We start from the raw sequence: 19,424 nt of genomic DNA, 5'->3' as shown, positions 1-19,424 counted from the left end.
GGGAGCCGGGCACACGCGGTCCGGCTCTTGTCTTCCACCAATAGCCAAGCGGGGCATTCATGTCGGTCGGCCTTCTCGCACTCCTCGATGACGTTGCAGGCCTGGTGAAGGTGGCGGCGGCCTCGCTGGACGACGTGGCGGGGCAGGCTGCCAAGGCCAGCGCCAAGGCCGCCGGGGCGGTGATCGACGACGCGGCCGTCACCCCGAGCTATGTCAAGGGCTTCACGGCCGAACGCGAGCTGCCCATCATCGGCAGGATCGCCTGGGGTTCGATCAGGAACAAATTGCTGTTCCTGCTTCCAGCAGCGCTGCTGCTTTCCGTCTTCCTGCCCTGGCTGATCACACCGCTTCTGATGGTCGGCGGCGCCTATCTTTGCTACGAGGGCGCCGAGAAGGTCTTCCACCTCTTCGCGCCGCACGAGGCGGAAAAGCACGAGGCCGCGATCGAGCATACAGCCATCGCACCGGACTCGCTGGAAGAGCAGAAGATCGCCGGGGCGATCAAGACCGACTTCATCCTCTCGGCCGAGATCATGACCATCATTCTCGCCGCCATTGAAGTCCCCGACTTCTGGTCCCGCGCCGCCATTCTGGCGGTCGCCGGGGTGGGGATCACCGTTCTGGTCTATGGCGCAGTGGCGCTGATCATCAAGGCCGACGATTTCGGGTTGTGGCTGGCCAAAACCGCGCGAACGGGCGTCGGCCGGTCCGCGGGGCGCGGCATCGTCGTCGCCATGCCGGTCTTCATGCAGGGCCTCAGTCTCGTCGGCACTGCCGCCATGACCTGGGTCGGTGGTTCCATCATCGCCCATGGCCTTTACGAATTCGGCATCGCCGGCCCGGAACATGTCATCGAAGCCGCTGCCCACTGGGCCGAACAGGCATTCCCGGCCATTGCCGAGGTGGCCGGGTGGCTGGCCACCGCTTTGGTGGATTTCGTCATCGGCCTGGCGCTTGGCGCGCTGCTGATCCCGGTAGTGGGCTACGTCATCAGTCCGGTCTGGGCCACCATCAAGAAACTCTTGCCCAAGCGGCCTAAAACGGCGGCGTAAAGCCCTCGACCTTCTTTTTCTTGAACGGCGCCATGCCGTCGCGCGCCAGCTCGTCGGCGCGTTCGTTGAGTTCGTCTCCGGCGTGGCCCTTGACCCAGTGCCAGGTGATATCGTGCCGCTTGGTGGCCTCGTCCAGCGCCTGCCACAGTTCCACGTTCTTGACTGGCTTCTTGTCGGCGGTGCGCCAGCCATTGCGCTTCCAGCCGTGGATCCAGCTCTGCACGCCATTCTTGACATATTGGCTGTCGGTATGAAGGTCCACGGCGCAAGGCCGGGTGAGCGCGTTGAGCGCTTCGATGGCGGCGGTCAATTCCATCTTGTTGTTGGTGGTCAGCGCCTCGCCGCCGTTCAATTCCTTGCGGTGCTTGCCGAACTGCAGGATGGCGCCCCAGCCGCCGGGGCCCGGATTGCCCGAACAGGCGCCATCGGTGTGGATAGTGACCCTGTCAGACATCGGCCGGCCGGTAGTAGATGTGGAACTGGCAGATGAGCCCGTGCGGTTCAGTCTCGACATGCGTTTCTTCCATGCCGATCCTTTTAAGGACGGCGAGGGACGGGGCGTTCCTGGTGTCGGCAAAGCCGATAAAGTGGTTGGCACTGGTCTCCCGGAAGATCCAGTCCCGCAAGCCCGCCGCCGCTTCCGTCGCATAACCCGCCCCGTGATGCTCCTCGAACAGGGCAAAGCCTATCTCGGGTTCTCCGGTACGGGGATAAATGCCGTAGCCGGCACGGCCAATGAATTTCCCATCGCTTTTTCGGGTCAGGCGCAGCTTGCCCAGTTGCCGCGTTTCGAACAGTTCGATCCAGCCGCTGAGGGCGGCCTCCGCCTGCTCCCGCGTCCAAGGCGCTCCGCTCGCGGTCAGATATCGCGACACATTGGGATTGCCATGCAGGGCGACCAGATCGTCAAGCTGATCCATCCGCCAGCCGGATAGCACCAGCCGCTCGGTCTCGAACAGATCCAGGCTCATCGCCCCGAGGCCGCTTCGAGATTGCGCAGCACGCGGGGAATGTTGAAGGCAATGTGTTCTTCGGCCGTGGTCTTGGTCTCGACCTTGACGTCATACCGCTCGGCGAAAGCGTCGATCACCTCTTCGACCAGGCTTTCCGGTGCCGAGGCCCCGGCGCTGACGCCCAGCGAGGCAATATTGCCATAGATCGACCAGTCGATCTCGCTGGCCCGGTCGACGAGCGTAGCGACCTTGCAGCCATTGCGCAGGGCCACTTCCACGAGACGCTGAGAATTGGAGGAGTGGGGCGAGCCCACCACGATCATCGCATCGACCAGCGGTGCCACGGCTTTGATGGCCTCTTGCCGGTTGGTAGTGGCGTAGCAAATGTCTTCCTTGTGCGGACCATTGATCGCGGGGAAACGCGTCTTGAGCGCCGATACGATCTCCCGTGTGTCGTCGACACTCAGGGTCGTCTGGGTCACAAAGGCAAGGGTCTCCGGGTCACGCGGGGTGAAGGCGTTGGCATCCTCCACGGTCTCGATCAGCGTCACCGCCCCCTCGGGCAACTGGCCCATCGTGCCGATCACTTCGGGGTGACCGGCATGGCCGATCAGGACGATCTCATGGCCTTCCTCAAAATGGCGCGAGGCCTCCACATGCACCTTGCTCACCAGCGGGCAGGTGGCGTCGAGGAAGAACATGTTGCGGGTCCTGGCCTCAGCCGGCACGCTCTTGGGCACGCCATGGGCCGAGAAAACCACCGGCGCCTCGGTGTCTGGAATCTCGTCGAGTTCTTCGACAAACACCGCGCCCTTGGCCTTGAGGCCCTCAACCACATATTTGTTGTGCACGATGGCGTGGCGCACATAGACCGGTGCCCCGTATTTCTCAAGCGCCAGTTCCACAATCTGGATTGCGCGATCGACGCCAGCGCAAAATCCGCGCGGTGCGCAGAGCAGAATATCGAGGTGCGGCCTTTTTTCCATGGCAGGAGAGATGCTTTCGCAGCCCCGGCAAGTCAAGTGCTGTTGCAGCCGGGGCAGGGCATAGGCAATATGCACGCAATAGTTTGACCAGGACGGTTCCAGGTGAGTTTGGCGCAGGAAATGTTTGCGATTGCCCCGGCGATGGGGAAAGCGAACCTGAGTGCTGGCCAGCTCAAATTACTCACCGGGAAGGCGCGGTGGATCTTTCGCGTCGGCGAGGCCGGCTTCCCCACCGTTCCCACCATCGCCATCACGCGTGCCGCCTGGGAAGAATTGCAGTCCGAACGTGCCCGTCGCGACACGCGGCTGCGCACCCACTGGGTTGCCTGCCTTTATAAGCTCGTTGCCAAGGACGGCTCGCCGCCGCAATTGGTGGTGCGCACCTCCGCATCCTCTCACAATAGCGGATTGGCGCCGGCCCGGCTGGGCATTGCCGCGCCCGCCGCGCCGGAGGATTCGGTCGATCCCACGCGGCCCTTGGCCAAGGCCATCAAGCAGGCATTCGAAAGCTATGGGTTTTCCGGGCGCGGCTGGGCCGGGCCACGTCACGAGGATGACCGGAGCCGCCAGATCGTTCTGGTTCAGGCCTTTGCCGAAGGCGATATCGAGCAGTTCCTGAGCCGCAACGCCACCACCGGCGCCATGGGCCCGGCACCGCTTGATGGCAGCCCGTTGCCGCGCCTGCCCAGTGACGTCAACGCCCTGATCGAGCTGCTTGATGCCAAGGCCGGGCGGCATATGGCCTGCTTGGTGGCTATCAACCGCGGCAAGGTCACCTTTCTGTCAGCGCGGCCGGTGCAGGCCAGCGCCGGCGCCGAGTTGCAGGCAGCCGTCGACCGGGTGGAGCGCAAGGTGTGGACGCCGCAGGGTGCGGTGTCGCGGGTGGATGCCAGCCGTCTGGCGCTGATGCTGCATCCGCGACTGAAGGCTCCTGAGGAGGCGACCCCGATAGCCATGGGGCTGGGCGTGTCCCCGGGCGCGGCAAGTGGCATCATCACCTTCAACCCCGACGATGCAGCGCGGCTGCGCGCGCGCGGCAAGCACTGCATCCTGGTGGTCAACGAAACCGGCCCCGCCGATATCGAAGGGATGAAGGCCGCCACCGGCATTCTCACCGCGCGGGGTGGCATGTCGAGCCATGCCGGCGTCATCGCGCGCATCACCGGTAAGCCCTGCGTCGCCGGGGTTCGCAGCCTGACGGTGGATACATTGGAAATGGTCTGTCGTATTGGCGACCGCGAGTTTCATGCCGGGGACCGCCTGACCATCGACGGCACCGATGGTGCAGTCTATCTGGGCACACTGCCCCTGGCCCAACCCCAGATCGGCGGCGCGATCGGCAAGCTGCTTGGCTGGTCCGATGCCAGCCGCAAGATTGCCGTGCGCACCAATGCGGAAACCGTGGAGTCGGCACAGACCGCCCTCAGCTTCGGAGCCGAGGGGATTGGGCTGGCGCGTTCCGAACATATGTTTTTCTCGCCAGAACGCATGGTGGCGCTCAGGCGCATGATTCTGTCGGAAGACGAGGATGCCCGCTCCCGCGCCATTGCCGGCCTGGTCGATTTTCAGACCGGGGATTATTCGGCACTGTTTTCAGCCATGCAGGGCCTGCCCGTAACGGTCCGCCTGTTCGATCCGCCCCTGCACGAATTCCTGCCGCGTACCGACGAGGAAATCGAGGAAACGGCAGCCTCTCTCGGTGTGGCGGTGCGGGCGCTGCGGCTGCGGCTCGAACGTATCGCCGAGATCAACCCCATGCTTGGCCACCGTGGTGTGCGCCTCGCCATCACCTATCCCGAAATCTTGCAGATGCAGATGCAGGCAGTGGTGGCCGGCGCCCGCGCCGCGAGCGAAACGCAGAATCAACCCGTCGCGGTTGAGGTCATGGTGCCCTTCGTTTCGACGGCCACGGAAGTCTCCTGGGTCCGCGAGCGGGCCATGGCGATACTCGAAAATGCCGGTCTCGGCCGGTCGGACCGCATCCGCTTTTCCTTCGGCACCATGATCGAGCTGCCGCGTGCCTGTTTGCGCGCCGGTGACATCGCCTCCATGGTCGATTTCATCTCTTTTGGCACCAACGATCTGACCCAGACCACCTTCGGCATCTCCCGCGATGACGCGCCGGCCTTCTTGGCCGCCTATCAGCGCAAGGGCGTCTACGAGCGCGATCCTTTCGTCACCATTGACGAAAAAGGCGTGGGCGAGATGATCGAGATTGCCATTGCGCGGGGGCGTGCGGCCAATCCACGGCTCAAGATCGGCATTTGCGGGGAACATGCAGGCGATCCGGCCTCGCTCAATTTCTTCGCCGGGCTGGGCGTCGACTATGTCAGTTGCTCACCCTATCGTGTTCCGGTGGCCCGGCTGACCTTGGCGCAGGCTTCCGCTTAAATAGCTGCGATCGCATGCCTATATGCGATGAGTGATAAAGCCGGCCGGCAAGTGCCGGGACAAGGGAAGGGCCCAGTGTACGTGAGAAGTCCTGCATTCATCTTGGCGCTGCTGGTGCTTTTGGGGCTGGCTGGGCCGTCCCAGGCGCAATCGGGGGCACAATGTGCGCCTATCGACAACGATGCCGAGCGCCTTGTCTGCTACGACGAGATCTTCCGCCCCGGCGGGATCGTTCCGGAAGCGACAAGTGTGACGCTCCAATCCGAGCAACTCATCCCCGCCCGCCCCAGCGGCCGGGCGCCTGCGACCATCACCGTTTTTTGCGAAGCCGATGTGCTCAAGGTGGCCTTCGGCTTTGCTGGCAATTCCATGTCGGCCCTGGGCAGTGATACCGGCATCACCCTGCAGTATGATTTGCAGCGCGCCAGAAGCTCGACCCTGCCGGTCAATGAAGACAATACCGCCATACTGATCGACAACACGCGGGATGCCAGAAGCTTTCTAGACGGACTGATTGGCGCCACCAATCTGACCGTTCGGGTGACGCCGGCGACCACGCGTTCGCTCTCCGTCCGCTTCCGCGTCGCCGACTTCGCCGACGAAGTCGCGCCGGTCATGGCCGCCTGCGGACAATAGGCTCATCACGAAACACTTTGTCGCACCCATTGCCGCAGGGAGGCCATAAACGCGCCCTTTGCGCGCCCCGAACCCCATTTACCCAGCGCTAACCTTAATAACCGATCATCACGACAGTCGGCATTTGAGCGTCACATTTGCCGGGCTTGAGTTGTGTTGCGTAGCGTTGAGTAGAGTTTATGGCCCTTTCCCACCGGCCGGCCGCGTCCATGCGCCCGGTCAGAGCGGTTAGCCGAACAGGTGTTGTCGCAAGGACGTTTGCGATGACATTGCTGGCCCCCCTTGCCTATGTCGGCCTCGCTGGCGCAGCCTTTGGTCCGGGCTCCGCCCCCCTTGGCACTGCCGGTCTGCCCGGCCAGCCCCAGCCGGTCGAAATTGCCCAGGCGAGCCTGAGCTATTCCGGCGTTGATCCAATCATAACCGGCTCCGTCGATCACCTCTTCGCCAGCGCCAGCTTCACCGGTCCCAATCGCGCCGAAAAGACCGACCGCATCCGTCCCGCGGTCGACGCCCTGGCCATTTCGAAGAGCTTCGAGGCTGCCCGTCTGCAGATTGCCGCCCTGCGCGCGCCGTCCGATCCCGCCGCCTTTGGCCAGTCCAGCATTGCCGACGCAGAGGTCAACGCTGAGGCGGCGGCCGGTCCGCGCATTTCGGTTGCTTCCCTGCACCCCAATGCGGCAGCCGCGCTTGACGCTATCGCTGGCATCGCCCCCAAGGCCGAAGGCGAGACTTTGGCCGATGTGACGCTTCCCGTATCGGTGCCCGAACAACTGGCCTATGCCCGCGCCACGGCCCCTTCGACCGTCACGGAACTACAGGGCGAACCCATGGCCGGCCTGTCCGACAAGGAGCTTTGGTGCCTCGCCACCGGCATCTATTTCGAGGCGCGCGGTGAGGTCTATCGCGGTCAGGTCGCCGTGGCCCAGGTCATCCTCAATCGCGTCAAGGATCACCGCTATCCCGACACCATTTGCGGCGTCGTGTTCCAGAATCAGAACCGCCGCAACGCCTGCCAGTTCTCCTTTGCCTGCGACGGCATTCCCGAGACCGTGACCGAGCGCAAGCCCTGGGAGCAGGCGGAAGAAATCGCTGGCAAGGTCACGCGCGGCGAGCTCTATCTCACCGAGGTGGGCGATGCCACCCACTACCACGCTACCTATGTCCGCCCGGCCTGGGCGCCGCGCATGACCAAGGTCACCCAGATCGGGTTGCACGTCTTCTACAAGTTCAAGCGTGGGTGGCTGTTCGGCTGACGCTTATGCGTTGATGTATAACGTATCGGCAATTATCTGCAATTTTGTTTGATCGCGCTTCGTGGTGTGCTCCGGGACAATCGGCCACGGAGCGCATCAAATGACGGCAAACGCGAACAGACTGAGCAACTGGGTGCCGCTGGCCCTGCTGATCGTACTAGGTCTCTTGCCCCTGCTGCCCGCAGTCGGGCGGATGGTCGTGCGCTTTGCGGACGTGGGCGCGCCGCCCGAAATGCTTGCGGATACGTCGCGCTTCTTCGTCATGCCCGTGCCGGTGGTCTTGCATATCGTGAGCGCCTGCTTGTTTGCCCTGGTCGGCGCTTTACAGTTTTCCACGACCTTGCGGCGCAGCCCGTGGCACAGGTTCTCTGGGCGCGTGCTGGTCATTGCCGGAGTTCTGGCTGCCACATCCGGACTCTGGCTTACCAACTTCTATCCGCTGCTGGGCAATGAAGGGCCGCTGCTCTACTGGTTCCGCACGGCGGCCGGTCTGGCCATGCTCTGGTTTCTGGTGCAGGGCTATCGGGCAGCGCGGCGGCGGCGTTTCGACGAACATCGTCCGCACATGATCAGGGCCTATGCGCTGGGCCTTGGGGCCAGTACGCAAATGCTGATCGGTATTACCGTGCTGCTGATGTTCGGCGAGCCGACACCGATCGTGGGTGACCTCATGCTCGGCGCCGGCTGGGCGATCAATCTTGTGGTGGCGCAGTGGGCCATCGTGCGCAGCCGCACACCCATCAGGCGCGCGGTTGCAGTGGGCGCCTAGCGTCAGCGGGTCGGTCCGCTGAGACGCAGGAAGGAATGACCGGCGCGGCTCGAAAAACTGTACCAGCTTCCATTGGTCCAGAAGCGCACCCAGTTCCGGCGGTCAGGCGTGACCTCGGTCACGTCAATGCCCGGATATTGCACGTGCTTCGAGGTCAAGCCGTCCGTTGAATAGGTGCCCGTGGCGGTCGTGGTGATGCTGACATAGGTTACCTTGCCGGCTTCTATCTTCTTGACAGTGCTCGAGGAAAGCGGGTCGGTCGAAACCCAGTCGGCATAGTCGACCTCATAGTCACGACCGTCGAACTTGACGAGATTGTCGGTGTCGAAGCCGGCCGGCATTTCGTCGGCGAAGGCTTCCAGAACATAGCCCGGACCGATCGCGGCGAGCGCGGTGGCACAGATGGCGCCCAGGGTCATGCCCATGAGCATGTGGCGGCTTGGCAGGTTCATCGCAGGCGCTCCATACTGTTCCACTTCGGCACACAGGCCTTAACGGATCAGTAACCATCCGGTGCCAGCCAAGAAACAGCAAACCCGCTTTAGGGTTAATCTGCACAGGAACTGTCAGGGGGCGGGAAGGAGGCGGCTAATGTCTTCGAATGCCAGCATAAATCGCTCATGCGCCTGCTGGGTGGGCCAGGGCCGGATGAGTTTGTCGAAAGCCTCCACGTCGAAGGCGGACTGACCCGGTACGCCGAACAGCCGCCGCGCCTCAGGCGGATCGAATCCGGCCAGATTGGTGGCTTCAAAGAAGGCGGCTTCCTGATCGGCCTTCTTGACCAGCTTGCTGACGCTGGCCGGCATGGTCGCAGGCAGGGAGAAACGCAGGAAAATGGCGGCAAGCAGGCCCTTTTCGACCTCCTTGTAGCTGCCCCCGATCACCGCCTTGAACGGGGAGATGATGTCGCCCACCACATATTCAGGGGCATCGTGCAAAAGGCACTGCAATTGTGCGACCGCCTCGACCTCCGGATTGGCGGATCGGAACAGCTCAAGCACCAGAACCGAGTGCTGCGCCACGGAAAAGGGATAATCGCCAATAGTTTGGCCATTCCAGCGCGCCACGCGCGCCAGGCCATGGGCGATATCGGACAACTCCACATCGACCGGCGAGGGGTCGAGAATGTCGAGACGACGCCCGGACAGCATACGCTGCCAGGCACGAGTGCTTTGGCGGGACATCGGCATCAAATGGGCTAGCAGACTGTTAGCCCTAGCCATAGCAGATCGAGCCGATTCGAGAACGAGGGCTACTCCTCGCCCTCCGGTCCGCCGAAACCGTAATTCGCCCAGCTTGGCAATTCGATCCGCACCGGCTTGCCGCCCACGGTCACCGCCGTCGGGGCCGCGATCCGGTCGAGCCGCACGATGGCGACGGCCTTGCCGTCCACCACCTGGCCGATGGTCCCCGCCTCACGATCGCCAGCCAATACCGGCTGACCGGCGTCGCCCTCGATCCCTGAAATGATCACCGGCCGCCGCCGCGCCGTGCCGCGATGCTTCATGCGCGAGACGACTTCCTGACCCACATAGCAGCCTTTGACGAAGTCGATGCCGTCGAGGAGATCCATGCCGATATCGTGGGCAAAGGCGTCATTGGCTGGAAAGTCATTGCCCTGGATCAGGATGCCGGCGGCGATGCGGTCCTTTTGGAAAGCCAAATCGCCGGACGACCAGGTCTCGGCCTCGGCCAGCGAGGCAATAACCTGCCAGCCTAGTATGACGGCACCACGCTTGTCCTGATGCGCGCCCTCGATGGCGCCAGTTGAAAAGCCCATGCGATGGCTCTCGCGGCAATCCTCGATCTCGACCTTCGCCCGTAGCTTGTACATGCGCATGCGTTTGAGGAAATCGTCTGCCGCGCCGACATGCACATCGGTCCAGATGGCCTCGTCGCGCCAAATCGCCAAGCCCTCGGCCAGGATCTTGCCTTGCGGCGAAAGCAAGGCCCACCAATGGGCGAGCCCGTCATCTCTCTCCGGGATGATGCCGGTCAGAACATCATTGAGCAGGCGGTGCGCCTCGGGGCCCGAAAAGCGGAAGAGGGCGCGGTCGGCGCGCAGATGTATGCTCATGGTGACTTGCCTTGCAAAGCTGCCGTCCGATATGTCGGTTTTGCAGATCGACAAGACCATACAAAACCGACAAGCGGGACCCGAGACATGGCGCAGTACGACACGATTTTCAAGAATGCCACCGTGGTCAATCAGGATGGTGAGGGCTTGGCCGATATCGCGGTCAAGGCCGGCAAGATCGTCGCGCTCGGCATCATCGAGGGCAGTGCAGCCGAGGTCGTCGACTGCAAGGGTCTGCATATCCTGCCCGGCGTCATTGATACGCAGGTGCATTTCCGCGAGCCGGGGCTGACGCACAAGGAAGACCTTGAGAGCGGGTCGCTCGGCGCGGTCATGGGCGGGGTGACGGGCGTTTTCGAAATGCCCAATACCAACCCGCTGACCACCACGCGCGAAACCTTCGAAGCCAAGATCGCCGCCGGCACCAACCGCATGCATTGCGACTTTGCCTTCTATATCGGCGGCACCCACGAAAATGTCGCCGAGCTGCCCATGCTCGAAAAGCTGCCTGGCTGCGCTGGAGTCAAAGTGTTCATGGGCTCGTCCACCGGCTCGCTGCTGGTGCAAGACGATGATGGCGTCGAAGCCATTCTGCGCGCCATCTCCCGCCGCGCCGCTTTCCACTCGGAAGACGAATATATGCTTGAAGAGCGCAAGCACCTGCGCGTGCCGGGCGACCCCTCCAGCCACCCGGTTTGGCGCTCGCCCGAGGTGGCCATGAGCTGCACCACGCGCCTGGTGAACCTGGCCCGCAAGACCGGCAAGCGCATCCATGTGCTGCATATTTCGACCAAGGAAGAAATCGTCTATCTCGCAGACCACAAGGATGTGGCCTCGGTCGAGGTGACGCCACACCATTTGACGCTGGACGAAACCGCCTATACGCGCCTGGGCACCTATGCGCAGATGAACCCGCCAGTGCGCGACAAGGCTCATCGCGAGGGCATCTGGAAGGGCGTTGCCAATGGTGTTGCCGATATCCTGGGCTCGGATCACGCGCCGCACACGCGCGAGGAAAAGGATCACCCTTACCCGCAGAGCCATTCGGGCATGACGGGCGTTCAGACCCTGGTGCCCACCATGCTCGACCACGTCAACGCAGGACGTCTGAGCCTGCAGCGTTTCGTCGACATGACCAGCCACGGCCCCAATCGCCTGTTCGGCATTGCAGGCAAGGGCCGCATCGCCGTGGGCTACGATGCCGACCTGACTATCGTGGACATGAAGCGGCGCGAGACCATCACCAATGAGTGGATCAGGAGCCGCGCCGGCTGGACGCCCTATGACGGCGTCACTGTCACCGGCTGGCCGGTGGGCACGATTGTGCGCGGCAATCGTGTGATGTGGCAGGGCGAATTGGTAACCCCGAGCAAGGGCCAGCCGATGCGGTTCCTGGAGGCGCTGGCGGGCTGATCAATCCCCGGCCACAAACGCCTGCCATTCGCCGTCCTTGCCGATATAGACGCGCCAGTGATACCAGGCTTCGAGTTCGACAAGCTCGGCCAGCTGCTCATGGGTGAGGATGCGATAGGCATCGACTTTTTGTGCCGGGGTCAGCGCCGACAGGTCCTCGACGACGGCGAGATAGGGCCAGACATAGCTGGGGTCATCGCTCTCGGTGTCGAAAACGGCATAGGGGGCCTCCAGCAATTCCAGCAGGATGGCGAGATTTTCCAGACCCTCGCCATCCGCCGAGTAGGTTTTGAGGTAGTCCACCGCATCGTCCGGCCCGCCATAGGAGACGGTGGGCGGATGGGTCTGGGCCTCGATGATGGGACGCAGCGCCTCGATATCGCCCGACTGCGCCGCCGCGATCAGGCGCTGGCGCGTCTCGGCAACCGGCGCGGGCAAGGTCGACAGATCGGCGCTGATCTCATATTTGGGGTAGGGATAGCTCTCGGCATTGTCCTGCGCCACAGCAGGCGCGGCGGCAAGAACAGCGAGGCACAGGGCAGCAAGGCGCATGGATGATCCTCCGGCGCGGATCATTGAACCTCACGCTCCACCTGGCAAGAGGGCAGGGCCCAGCGCCGCCGGATAATTACTGCAGAATGCGTTCGAGATTGTATTCGCCGTTGCGAATACGCTCGGGAAGCTGCTCGACCAGGTCCGCCGTGGCTTCGTCGCCATGCATCTTCACGAAGGTCGCGAGCGCGGCAAACAGCGAGGCATGTGCCAGTGAAGCAGAGGCCAGGCCGTCTTCTTCGGCACTGTTCCAGGCCTCGGCCAGATACTCCAAAGCCAATTGCCGTTCAGACTGCTGCGGGTCGAACGGACCGATCCCGGACGCGGGCGAGAAGATGGTCTTGGGTGTGCTCATGGTTCCGGGCATAGCACGCCCGGGTCTCCGCTCAAGGGGGAAGTAAGCCGAAGGTTAACAGCGGGTAGGCAATTTGCACGGACCGGCCGGCGGGTCTACTCGGCAAAACGCGTATGAATGTCGCGCGCCAGCCTCCTCGCTTCGTCGAGCAGTCGCGCCAGCGCCTCGCGGGAAGAGGGCGTGCATTGCCGATGCAGGCGCGCGAAGGCGGTGTAGCCGGTGTTGAAGGCCCCGGCCAGGCGCTGCCGCCGGTCATCGTCCGGTTCATCTAGATCGATCAGTTCGGCCGCCTGCTGGCGCCAATCCTCCTGTCCGTTGCCGCACAGCGGCTCCAGGAAATAGAGGCTCCCCATGATCTCGGTCAGCCGCTCCATCTGCCGCTGATAGAGCGGGTCGATGGCGTGGGCCGGGGTGGCCAGGAGGAGGGCGAGGAGTATGCCGCGCAGACCCCCACCCTTGATCCTTCCCCACAAGGGGGAGGGAGACGATGAACCCAAGCGCTGCGACCCTGCGCCTCCCTCCCCTCGATGGGGAGGGACTGAGGGTGGGGTGGGGCCGCATGCCGGAAGTGAAGAGTTCAACGCATCCATGCCCCCTCTTACCAGCTTTGCCCCAGGACCTTGAAGCATTCTCTGATCACGTCATCGAGCCTTGAAGTGGTCCTGAGGGCGATAAGCATGCCGGGGTCCACCCATTTGTGGTCGCTGATCTCGCTCGAGGGCCGGACCTGGCCCACATAATCGGTGGTAGTGAACACGGCCAGGCGATAGCTGCCGTCGCGACCGAGCGACTGGGTCAGCGCATGGCGGGGATTGCGGATGGTAAGGCCCAGCTCTTCCTGCACCTCGCGAATGGCGCATTGCTCCACCGTCTCGTCAGGTTCCATGCGCCCGCCGGGAAAGGTCCACAGGTTCTGATAGGGCGCAAATGCACGCTTGATGAGCAGGATCTTGCCGTGCTTGACGATGCCGACACTGGCGGCGTTGGGAGGCTCGATCATTGGGGGCGTGCATCCGGGTGATTTGCGATTCGGGCGCCTAGAGATTACCTCTGCAAGGGTGAAGGAGACACGCCTATGTGTGGCCGCTATGCCTCGACCCTGCCGCCCGAAATGATGGAGGAGCTGTTCAAGCTTCTGAACAGCGTCGAGATCGTACCCCGCTACAACATCGCCCCGACACAGCCCATCGTGGCCATATGGGAGGCCGAAGGGCGACGGGAGGCGCATTTCGCCCGTTGGGGTTTCGTGCCCCACTGGGTCAAGGACCCTCGGGAATTTCCGCTATTGGTCAATGCGCGGGCGGAAAGCATGGCCGAAAAGCCGGCCTTTCGGGATCGCGTCAAACATGGCCGCTGCATCGTGCCGGCCAGCGGCTATTATGAATGGCATACCGGCCCCGACAAGAAAAAGCAGCCCTACTATATCACCCGCGCCGACGGGCAGCCCATGGCGCTGGCGGGTCTCTACAGCAACTGGATCGGTCCCAATGGCGAGGAGGTGGACAGCGTCGCCACCATCACCGTCGCGGCCAACCCCCATCTCTCGGTGATCCATGATCGCATGCCGGCCATCCTCATGCAGGAGGCCCAATGGGATGATTGGCTCAACGTCCGCGACGTCAGGGCCCATGAGGCCGCGCAGATGGCGCTACCGCTCGAAGATGGCGTGCTGAAGTTTCATCCGGTCTCGACCCGCGTCAATTCCGCCCGCGACGACGACCCGGGGTTGATCGAGCCGGTGGACCTCTCAACGTCCGAGCCGCCGGCAGAAAAGCCCAAGCGGAAGAAGGCTGCCGGCAGCGGCGGGCAGATGGATTTGTTCTGAGGTCGGCGCCTTGTTCCTCTCCCCAATGGGGACAGGTGGCCGGAGCGTAGCGAAGGTCGGTGAGGGGAGGTCAGCGCGTAGCTTTGGGCTCTCGGGCATGCCGAACACCCCCCTCATCCGGCGATGCTCAGACCCCGATCTCGAAATAGCCCAGCGCGTCGCCGATGGATTCTTCCTCATAGTGCAGGTGGCTGAGCAGCACTTTCTCCAGCGCCCGGAAGACGGTCACGGCATCCTCGAAATTGGATTGTCCGGGGCTGTCTGCCAACTTGATCAGCGCATCGATGAGGCGTTCGAGCAGGGTATGGACGACCACATGCTCGGCCTGCAGGCGCTCGGCAATGGCCTTGAAGGCGGGTCCCTGGGCGGCGATGCCGGGGAAGATCGCGTAGTCCTCGATCGAGTGATGGCCGTGTACGAACTGGCAATATTGCCCGCACAAGGTGCCGAAGCGGCGATAATTGGAGATCATGACGAGCTCCGTAGTCTCCGCCTTGACCTCCTCGACGCTCGCATGCCCTTCCGCGGCACGCTCGATCAGGCGCCCCAGTACCTTCATATTGTCGCGCAGGTGATCATGAATTTGCCTGAGGTGCTCGCCGGGCAGCTTCTGCGCCTCGGTCACGCCTTCGAGCTTGGGGATCGGGGGACGCGTGGCGTCGTCGAGGAACTGGATGTCTTTGAGCAGCATGGGGCACACATGGTCCGGCCAGGCCCCAGGTGCAAGAAGGCACATAGGGGTGACCGGAATAGTGTGACCGATCAGTATCGAGCCTCGGGAGCGGCTATCCCAGCATCTTCCCCAGATTGAGAATCCCATTGGGGTCCAGTGCCGTCTTGATGGCCCGCATCATCTCCAGTGCCACCGGGTCCTTCACTTGCCTGAGCAGGTCCACCTTCAACTGACCGATGCCATGTTCGGCCGAGACGGAGCCGCCCAGCTTCAGCACCACCTCATAGATGATTTCGTGCACGGCCTCGTCATATTGCGCCATGAACGCCTTGGGGTCGGCACCCACCGGCATCGAAAAATTGAAGTGGATATTCCCATCGCCCATATGCCCGAACGGCACCGGGCGGATGCCGGGCACCAGCTTTTCGGCGGTCGCTGAGCCTTCGGCAATCAGGCGCGGTATGGCGGCAATGGGCACCGAGACGTCGTGCTTGATCGACGCCCCTTCGCGGCTCTGACATTCGCTCATCTGCTCGCGGAAGGCCCACATACGCGTACGGTCGGCCAGGGATTCGGCGACCACGGCGTCGGAAACCAGCGCCGCCTCGAAAGCCGCTTCCAGTAAAGTTTGCAGCGCGCCCGGCTCGGTCCCGGCCATGCGGGTCAATTCGATCAGCGCATACCAGGGCGAGGCGCTGGCGGTTGGATCGGCATCGAGCATGCCGTGTCGCAGCTGGATGTCGAGGCCGATCCAGGGGATGAGTTCGAAGGCATTGAGGCGCGCGCCAGCACGATCCCGCATCAACTGGAACAGTTCCAGCGCCGCCTCGGGCGAGGCCACATTGACGATTGCGGTCTCATAGTCCTCGGGCAGAGGATAAATTTTTAGCGAGGCCGCCGTGATGATGCCCAGCGTCCCCTCCGCCCCCACCAGCAAATCCTTGAGGTCATAGCCGGTATTGTCCTTCTTGAGGGCATTGAGACCGTTATAGAGCCGGCCGTCCGCCAGCACCGCCTCGACGCCCATGGTGAGCTCGCGGGCATTGCCATAGGCCAACACATTGACGCCCCCGGCATTGGACGAGAGTACCCCGCCGATGCGCGCCGACCCCTGCGAGGCGAGCCAGAGCGGGAACATGGCGCCCTCTGCTTCGGCGGCCTTGTGGGCATTCTCAAGTATGACGCCGGCCTCGGCGGTCATGACTCCGGCCGCCGTATCGATGGAGCGGATGCGGTCGAGTTTCTGAAGACTCAAAATCACTTCATTGCCGCTGAGCGGCACCTGCGCCCCAACGAGACCGGTATTGCCCCCCTGCGGGATGATGCCGACACGATGTTCATTGGCCCAGCGCATGACCGCCTGCACCGCCGCGACATCGGGGGGGATGACCACGGCGACAGCGCTCTGGTGGAAGCGTTTGCGTGGCTCGTTGAGCCAGGCGCCCATCTTTGCCGCGTCCGCGACAACATTGTCGCGCCCCACCAGTTCCTCGAGGGCGGTGATGATCTCGGGGGTGGTCAGGGGCATGGCAGGACTCCAAAACAGATGAGCTATGAGGGTGTTGCGCTTGCTCAGCCGGTCAACGGTGTGCCACAAGCAGGCCTCAGGTTCCAGACGAACAAAGGCCGCGCCTTTTCCGCGCGGAAGTGTCCATGACTGCCCCCCAATGGCCCGATTTCTACTTTGCGCGCCACGGTGAGACCGATTGGAACCGGGAACAACGCTATCAGGGTAGCCGAGATATCCCGCTCAACCGCACCGGGCAATTGCAGGCCGACGCCAATGGCATCCTGCTGCGCGAGTTGCTGGAGCGCGAAGGGGTGGACCCGGCCTCGCTCAACTGGTTCGCCTCGCCGCTGAGCCGCGCGGCGGAAACCATGGACCGCATGCGCGCCGCATTCGACATCGAGCTGCCGCCGGTCATCCACGACAAGCGGCTGATCGAAATTTCCTTCGGCAATTTCGAGGGCCGCCTGCATGCCGAAATCGCGCGCGAGCATGCCGCCCTTGCACCCGGCGAGCGGGACGAGAGCTATTGGCAGTTCCGGCCCGAGAATGGCGAGAACTACGACGATGTCGCTGCGCGCCTGCTCGATTTTGCCCGTGAGCTGACCCATCACGCGGTGGTTGTCGCCCATGGCGGCGTGCTGCGGGTGCTGCGCCACCTGGTGGAAGGAACCCCGCGCGGCGATGTTCTCAACTGGCCGCCGCCGCAGGGCGTCATCGCCCATTTCGTCAATGGCCGGATGACCTTGCACTCTGCCCGGAACACCTGGGACGCCAGCGTCGATTGACCGGCTGGCCACGGCCCCCTAAAACGCCCGCATAACTGGGGCCGCGCCATGTCTTTCAATACGTTCGGGCATCTTTTCCGTTTCACCACCTGGGGCGAAAGCCACGGACCGGCGCTGGGCGTCGTGGTCGATGGTTGCCCGCCCGGCCTCAAGCTGACGCCGGAAATGATCCAGCGCGATCTCGACCGCCGCAAACCCGGCCAGTCCAAGTTCACCACGCAGCGCCGTGAGGCCGATGAGGTGAAGATCCTCTCCGGCGTCTTCGAGGACGAGCGCACCGATGGCCCCCGCACCACCGGCACGCCGATCTCGCTGCTGATCGAGAATACCGACCAGCGCTCCAAGGACTATTCGGACATCCGCGACAAATACCGTCCTGGCCATGCCGACTACACCTATGACCAGAAATACGGCATCCGCGACTATCGTGGCGGCGGGCGCACTTCGGCCCGCGAAACTGCGGCCCGGGTCGCGGCCGGCGCCATCGCCCGCCAGGTGCTTGCCGGCGTCACCATCCGCGCCAGCCTCGTGCAGATGGGCCCGCACAAGATCGACTACGCCAATTTCGACTGGGACGTGGTGGGCGAGAACCCCTTCTTCTGCGCCGATCCCAAGGCCGCCGTGCTCTGGGCTGACTATCTCGATGCGCTGCGCAAGGAAGGCAATTCGGTGGGCGCGGTGATCGAGGTGGTGGCCGAAGGTGTGCCCGCCGGCTGGGGCGCCCCGATCTATGGCAAATTAAGCGCTGACCTGGCCTCGGCCATGATGAGCATCAATGCCGTGAAGGCGGTGGAGATCGGTGCTGGTTTCGAGGCCGCTGGCCTTACCGGGGTCGAAAACGCCGACCAGATGCGTTCGGGCGAGGATAAGCCCTATTTCCTCTCCAACCATGCCGGCGGCATCCTGGGCGGTGTCTCCAACGGCGATCCCATTGTCTGCCGCTTTGCCGTCAAGCCGACCTCGTCCATCCTGACGCCGCGCCAGACGGTCACGACGGCCAATGAAGACACCGACATCATCACCAAGGGCCGCCACGATCCCTGCGTGGGCATCCGTGCCGTGCCGGTGGGCGAAGCCATGATGGCATTGGTCCTGGCCGACCACATGCTGCGGCATCGCGGGCAGACGGGTCGCGAAGGGGCAATAGGGTTTCAAAGGAACTAGCTCCTTCACCTCTCCCCCAAAGGGAGTGGTGAAGGGTGCCTACGCCAGCTCCAGCCGCATCCCCAACACCCCCCGCTTCACCTTCAACTGCCCCAATCCCTCCAGATATTCCACATGCGCCATCATGGTCATGCGGGCGGCAAAGCGCACCCGGGCCGGTTGGGCGGGATAGATCGCGTCGACCGCCGCCCGAACGGTTCGTGCACCTTGCCGGACAGCGTCGAGGAGCTGTTCATTGCGCATCTGCCGATGGGCCTTGAGGGCGGCGGCATGGGCAGGGCCGTTGGCGATATCGCCGCCATGTGCTGGCAGGTAGCGCCGGTAGGGCAGGGCAATGACCTTGTCCAGCGAGGCAAAGTAATCAGCCATGGAGCCATCCGGCACCGAGACGAGGGTAGAATTCCAGCCCATGACATGATCGCCCGAGAGCATGATGTCTCCTCCGGCGACACCAAAACTGAGATGATTGGCGCAATGCCCGGGCGTCGCATGAACGACCAGGTTCATGTCGCCGGCCAGCATGGTCTCGCCATCCACCAGCGTCCGGTCCGGTACCAGATCCCAATCGCATGAATTGCGAATCGGATTGATCTCAAACCGGCGCAGCGGACGGGACAGACGATGGCGACCACCGAACCAGAGCGGAGCGTCCAGCCGCTGCGCCAGTTCTTGCGCCGATGCACTATGGTCGCGATGGGTATGCGTAAGCAGGATAGCAGTCACCCTGCGGCCACTGATCGCCGCAATCAGGGCAGCTTCATGCGCACCGTCTTCCGGTCCGGGGTCGACCAGGGCAACCTCATGATGCCCCACGAGAAAACTGTTCGTGCCGGTAAAGGTATAAGGGGAGGCGTTGGGGGCCGTGACCCGGGTGACGCCAGGGGCAACGGCAATTGCCTCGCCGGTTCGGGCAACGAATTCGGTGTCGAAGGTAAGGGGTGAGGAAGTGCTGGCCATTGCGCCTGTGGTAACGAAACCGTAAGAAGCTTGTGTCCGGACCAGACCACCCCGGGGAGGGGGTTGGTCCCTA

The 19,424-nt window shown here is 63.3% G+C and carries 22 protein-coding genes; 9 read left to right on the top strand and 13 right to left on the bottom strand.

Annotated elements, in window-relative coordinates:
• Positions 1–59: 59 nt before the first annotated feature.
• On the top strand, positions 60–1,052 hold the full coding sequence (locus QZ564_RS09105) for a DUF808 domain-containing protein (RefSeq protein WP_297108185.1): 993 nt from the start codon (positions 60–62) through the stop codon (positions 1,050–1,052).
• Here QZ564_RS09105 and rnhA read toward each other — a convergent pair.
• From rnhA to ispH, 3 genes are read right to left on the bottom strand one after another with little or no spacing between them, the layout of a single operon-like run.
• Positions 1,036–1,506 (bottom strand): ribonuclease HI, encoded by a 471-nt coding sequence (gene rnhA, locus QZ564_RS09100; protein ID WP_297108183.1) that lies wholly within the window; start codon positions 1,504–1,506, stop codon positions 1,036–1,038. The genes QZ564_RS09105 and rnhA overlap by 17 nt on opposite strands.
• On the bottom strand, positions 1,499–2,023 hold the full coding sequence (locus QZ564_RS09095) for a GNAT family N-acetyltransferase (RefSeq protein ID WP_297108180.1): 525 nt from the start codon (positions 2,021–2,023) through the stop codon (positions 1,499–1,501). The genes rnhA and QZ564_RS09095 overlap by 8 nt, the downstream gene beginning before the upstream one ends.
• The gene (gene ispH, locus QZ564_RS09090) at positions 2,020–2,991 is read right to left on the bottom strand and encodes a 4-hydroxy-3-methylbut-2-enyl diphosphate reductase (RefSeq protein WP_297108177.1); all 972 of its coding nucleotides are present in this window, start codon (positions 2,989–2,991) and stop codon (positions 2,020–2,022) included. The genes QZ564_RS09095 and ispH overlap by 4 nt, the downstream gene beginning before the upstream one ends.
• 102 nt (positions 2,992–3,093) lie before the next feature.
• On the opposite strand from ispH, the gene QZ564_RS09085 reads away from it, so the two are divergent.
• The 4 genes from QZ564_RS09085 to QZ564_RS09070 all read left to right on the top strand — a co-directional run bounded on the left by QZ564_RS09085 (position 3,094) and on the right by QZ564_RS09070 (position 8,040).
• On the top strand, positions 3,094–5,382 hold the full coding sequence (locus QZ564_RS09085; protein WP_297108174.1) for a putative PEP-binding protein: 2,289 nt from the start codon (positions 3,094–3,096) through the stop codon (positions 5,380–5,382).
• Between the two features lie 81 nt (positions 5,383–5,463).
• Positions 5,464–6,018, top strand: coding sequence for a hypothetical protein (locus QZ564_RS09080; RefSeq protein WP_297108171.1), 555 nt, complete (start codon positions 5,464–5,466; stop codon positions 6,016–6,018).
• A 263-nt stretch (positions 6,019–6,281) separates the two neighbouring features.
• On the top strand, positions 6,282–7,271 hold the full coding sequence (locus QZ564_RS09075) for a cell wall hydrolase (protein ID WP_297108168.1): 990 nt from the start codon (positions 6,282–6,284) through the stop codon (positions 7,269–7,271).
• A gap of 100 nt (positions 7,272–7,371) precedes the next feature.
• Positions 7,372–8,040 carry a DUF2306 domain-containing protein gene (locus tag QZ564_RS09070; RefSeq protein WP_297108165.1) on the top strand — a complete coding sequence of 223 codons (669 nt, stop codon included), beginning with the start codon at positions 7,372–7,374 and terminating at the stop codon, positions 8,038–8,040.
• 2 nt (positions 8,041–8,042) lie between these two features.
• Here QZ564_RS09070 and QZ564_RS09065 read toward each other — a convergent pair whose 3' ends face one another.
• The 3 genes from QZ564_RS09065 to QZ564_RS09055 form a co-directional block, all read right to left on the bottom strand.
• Entirely contained in the window at positions 8,043–8,492 is a 450-nt protein-coding gene (locus QZ564_RS09065) for a hypothetical protein (RefSeq protein WP_297108162.1), read from the bottom strand.
• Between the two features lie 114 nt (positions 8,493–8,606).
• Positions 8,607–9,224 carry an HD family hydrolase gene (locus QZ564_RS09060; RefSeq protein ID WP_297108159.1) on the bottom strand — a complete coding sequence of 206 codons (618 nt, stop codon included), beginning with the start codon at positions 9,222–9,224 and terminating at the stop codon, positions 8,607–8,609.
• Positions 9,225–9,292: 68 nt separating this feature from the next.
• Positions 9,293–10,117, bottom strand: a complete 825-nt coding sequence (locus QZ564_RS09055) for a folate-binding protein (protein ID WP_297108157.1) — start codon at positions 10,115–10,117, stop codon at positions 9,293–9,295.
• Positions 10,118–10,204: 87 nt separating this feature from the next.
• Between QZ564_RS09055 and QZ564_RS09050 the strand changes: the two genes are divergently transcribed.
• Positions 10,205–11,530 (top strand): dihydroorotase, encoded by a 1,326-nt coding sequence (locus QZ564_RS09050; RefSeq protein WP_297108155.1) that lies wholly within the window; start codon positions 10,205–10,207, stop codon positions 11,528–11,530.
• Here the strand turns inward: QZ564_RS09050 and QZ564_RS09045 are convergent, their stop codons facing one another.
• The 4 genes from QZ564_RS09045 to QZ564_RS09030 form a co-directional block, all read right to left on the bottom strand.
• Positions 11,531–12,082, bottom strand: coding sequence for a hypothetical protein (locus QZ564_RS09045; protein WP_297108151.1), 552 nt, complete (start codon positions 12,080–12,082; stop codon positions 11,531–11,533).
• A gap of 76 nt (positions 12,083–12,158) precedes the next feature.
• Positions 12,159–12,437 carry a hypothetical protein gene (locus QZ564_RS09040; RefSeq protein ID WP_297108149.1) on the bottom strand — a complete coding sequence of 93 codons (279 nt, stop codon included), beginning with the start codon at positions 12,435–12,437 and terminating at the stop codon, positions 12,159–12,161.
• Between the two features lie 95 nt (positions 12,438–12,532).
• Positions 12,533–12,934: a TIGR02301 family protein gene (locus QZ564_RS09035; RefSeq protein WP_297108146.1), complete on the bottom strand. Its 402-nt coding sequence runs from the start codon at positions 12,932–12,934 to the stop codon at positions 12,533–12,535.
• 101 nt (positions 12,935–13,035) lie between these two features.
• Positions 13,036–13,437: an NUDIX domain-containing protein gene (locus QZ564_RS09030; protein ID WP_297108143.1), complete on the bottom strand. Its 402-nt coding sequence runs from the start codon at positions 13,435–13,437 to the stop codon at positions 13,036–13,038.
• Positions 13,438–13,512: 75 nt separating this feature from the next.
• Between QZ564_RS09030 and QZ564_RS09025 the strand changes: the two genes are divergently transcribed.
• Positions 13,513–14,262 (top strand): SOS response-associated peptidase, encoded by a 750-nt coding sequence (locus tag QZ564_RS09025; RefSeq protein WP_297108141.1) that lies wholly within the window; start codon positions 13,513–13,515, stop codon positions 14,260–14,262.
• A 127-nt stretch (positions 14,263–14,389) separates the two neighbouring features.
• On the opposite strand, the gene QZ564_RS09020 is transcribed toward QZ564_RS09025, so the two are convergent.
• Both QZ564_RS09020 and QZ564_RS09015 read right to left on the bottom strand, forming a co-directional pair.
• Complete coding sequence (locus QZ564_RS09020; RefSeq protein WP_297108138.1) at positions 14,390–14,953, bottom strand: hemerythrin domain-containing protein; 564 nt, start codon at positions 14,951–14,953, stop codon at positions 14,390–14,392.
• 94 nt (positions 14,954–15,047) lie between these two features.
• Positions 15,048–16,463 carry an FAD-binding oxidoreductase gene (locus QZ564_RS09015; RefSeq protein WP_297108134.1) on the bottom strand — a complete coding sequence of 472 codons (1,416 nt, stop codon included), beginning with the start codon at positions 16,461–16,463 and terminating at the stop codon, positions 15,048–15,050.
• A gap of 125 nt (positions 16,464–16,588) precedes the next feature.
• Here QZ564_RS09015 and QZ564_RS09010 point away from each other — a divergent pair, with 125 nt between their 5' ends.
• Positions 16,589–17,230: a histidine phosphatase family protein gene (locus QZ564_RS09010; RefSeq protein ID WP_297108132.1), complete on the top strand. Its 642-nt coding sequence runs from the start codon at positions 16,589–16,591 to the stop codon at positions 17,228–17,230.
• Positions 17,231–17,278: 48 nt separating this feature from the next.
• On the top strand, positions 17,279–18,394 hold the full coding sequence (aroC, locus tag QZ564_RS09005; RefSeq protein ID WP_297108128.1) for a chorismate synthase: 1,116 nt from the start codon (positions 17,279–17,281) through the stop codon (positions 18,392–18,394).
• Positions 18,395–18,433: 39 nt separating this feature from the next.
• Here the strand turns inward: aroC and QZ564_RS09000 are convergent, their stop codons facing one another.
• Positions 18,434–19,351, bottom strand: coding sequence for an MBL fold metallo-hydrolase (locus QZ564_RS09000; RefSeq protein ID WP_297108124.1), 918 nt, complete (start codon positions 19,349–19,351; stop codon positions 18,434–18,436).
• Between the last annotated feature and the right edge of the window lie 73 nt (positions 19,352–19,424).

Source organism: uncultured Devosia sp. (genome assembly GCF_913055165.1).
Taxonomy (GTDB): Bacteria; Pseudomonadota; Alphaproteobacteria; order Rhizobiales; family Devosiaceae; genus Devosia.
The sequence above is the reverse complement of the archived record's forward strand: the minus strand, read 5'-3'. Positions and strand labels throughout refer to the sequence as shown.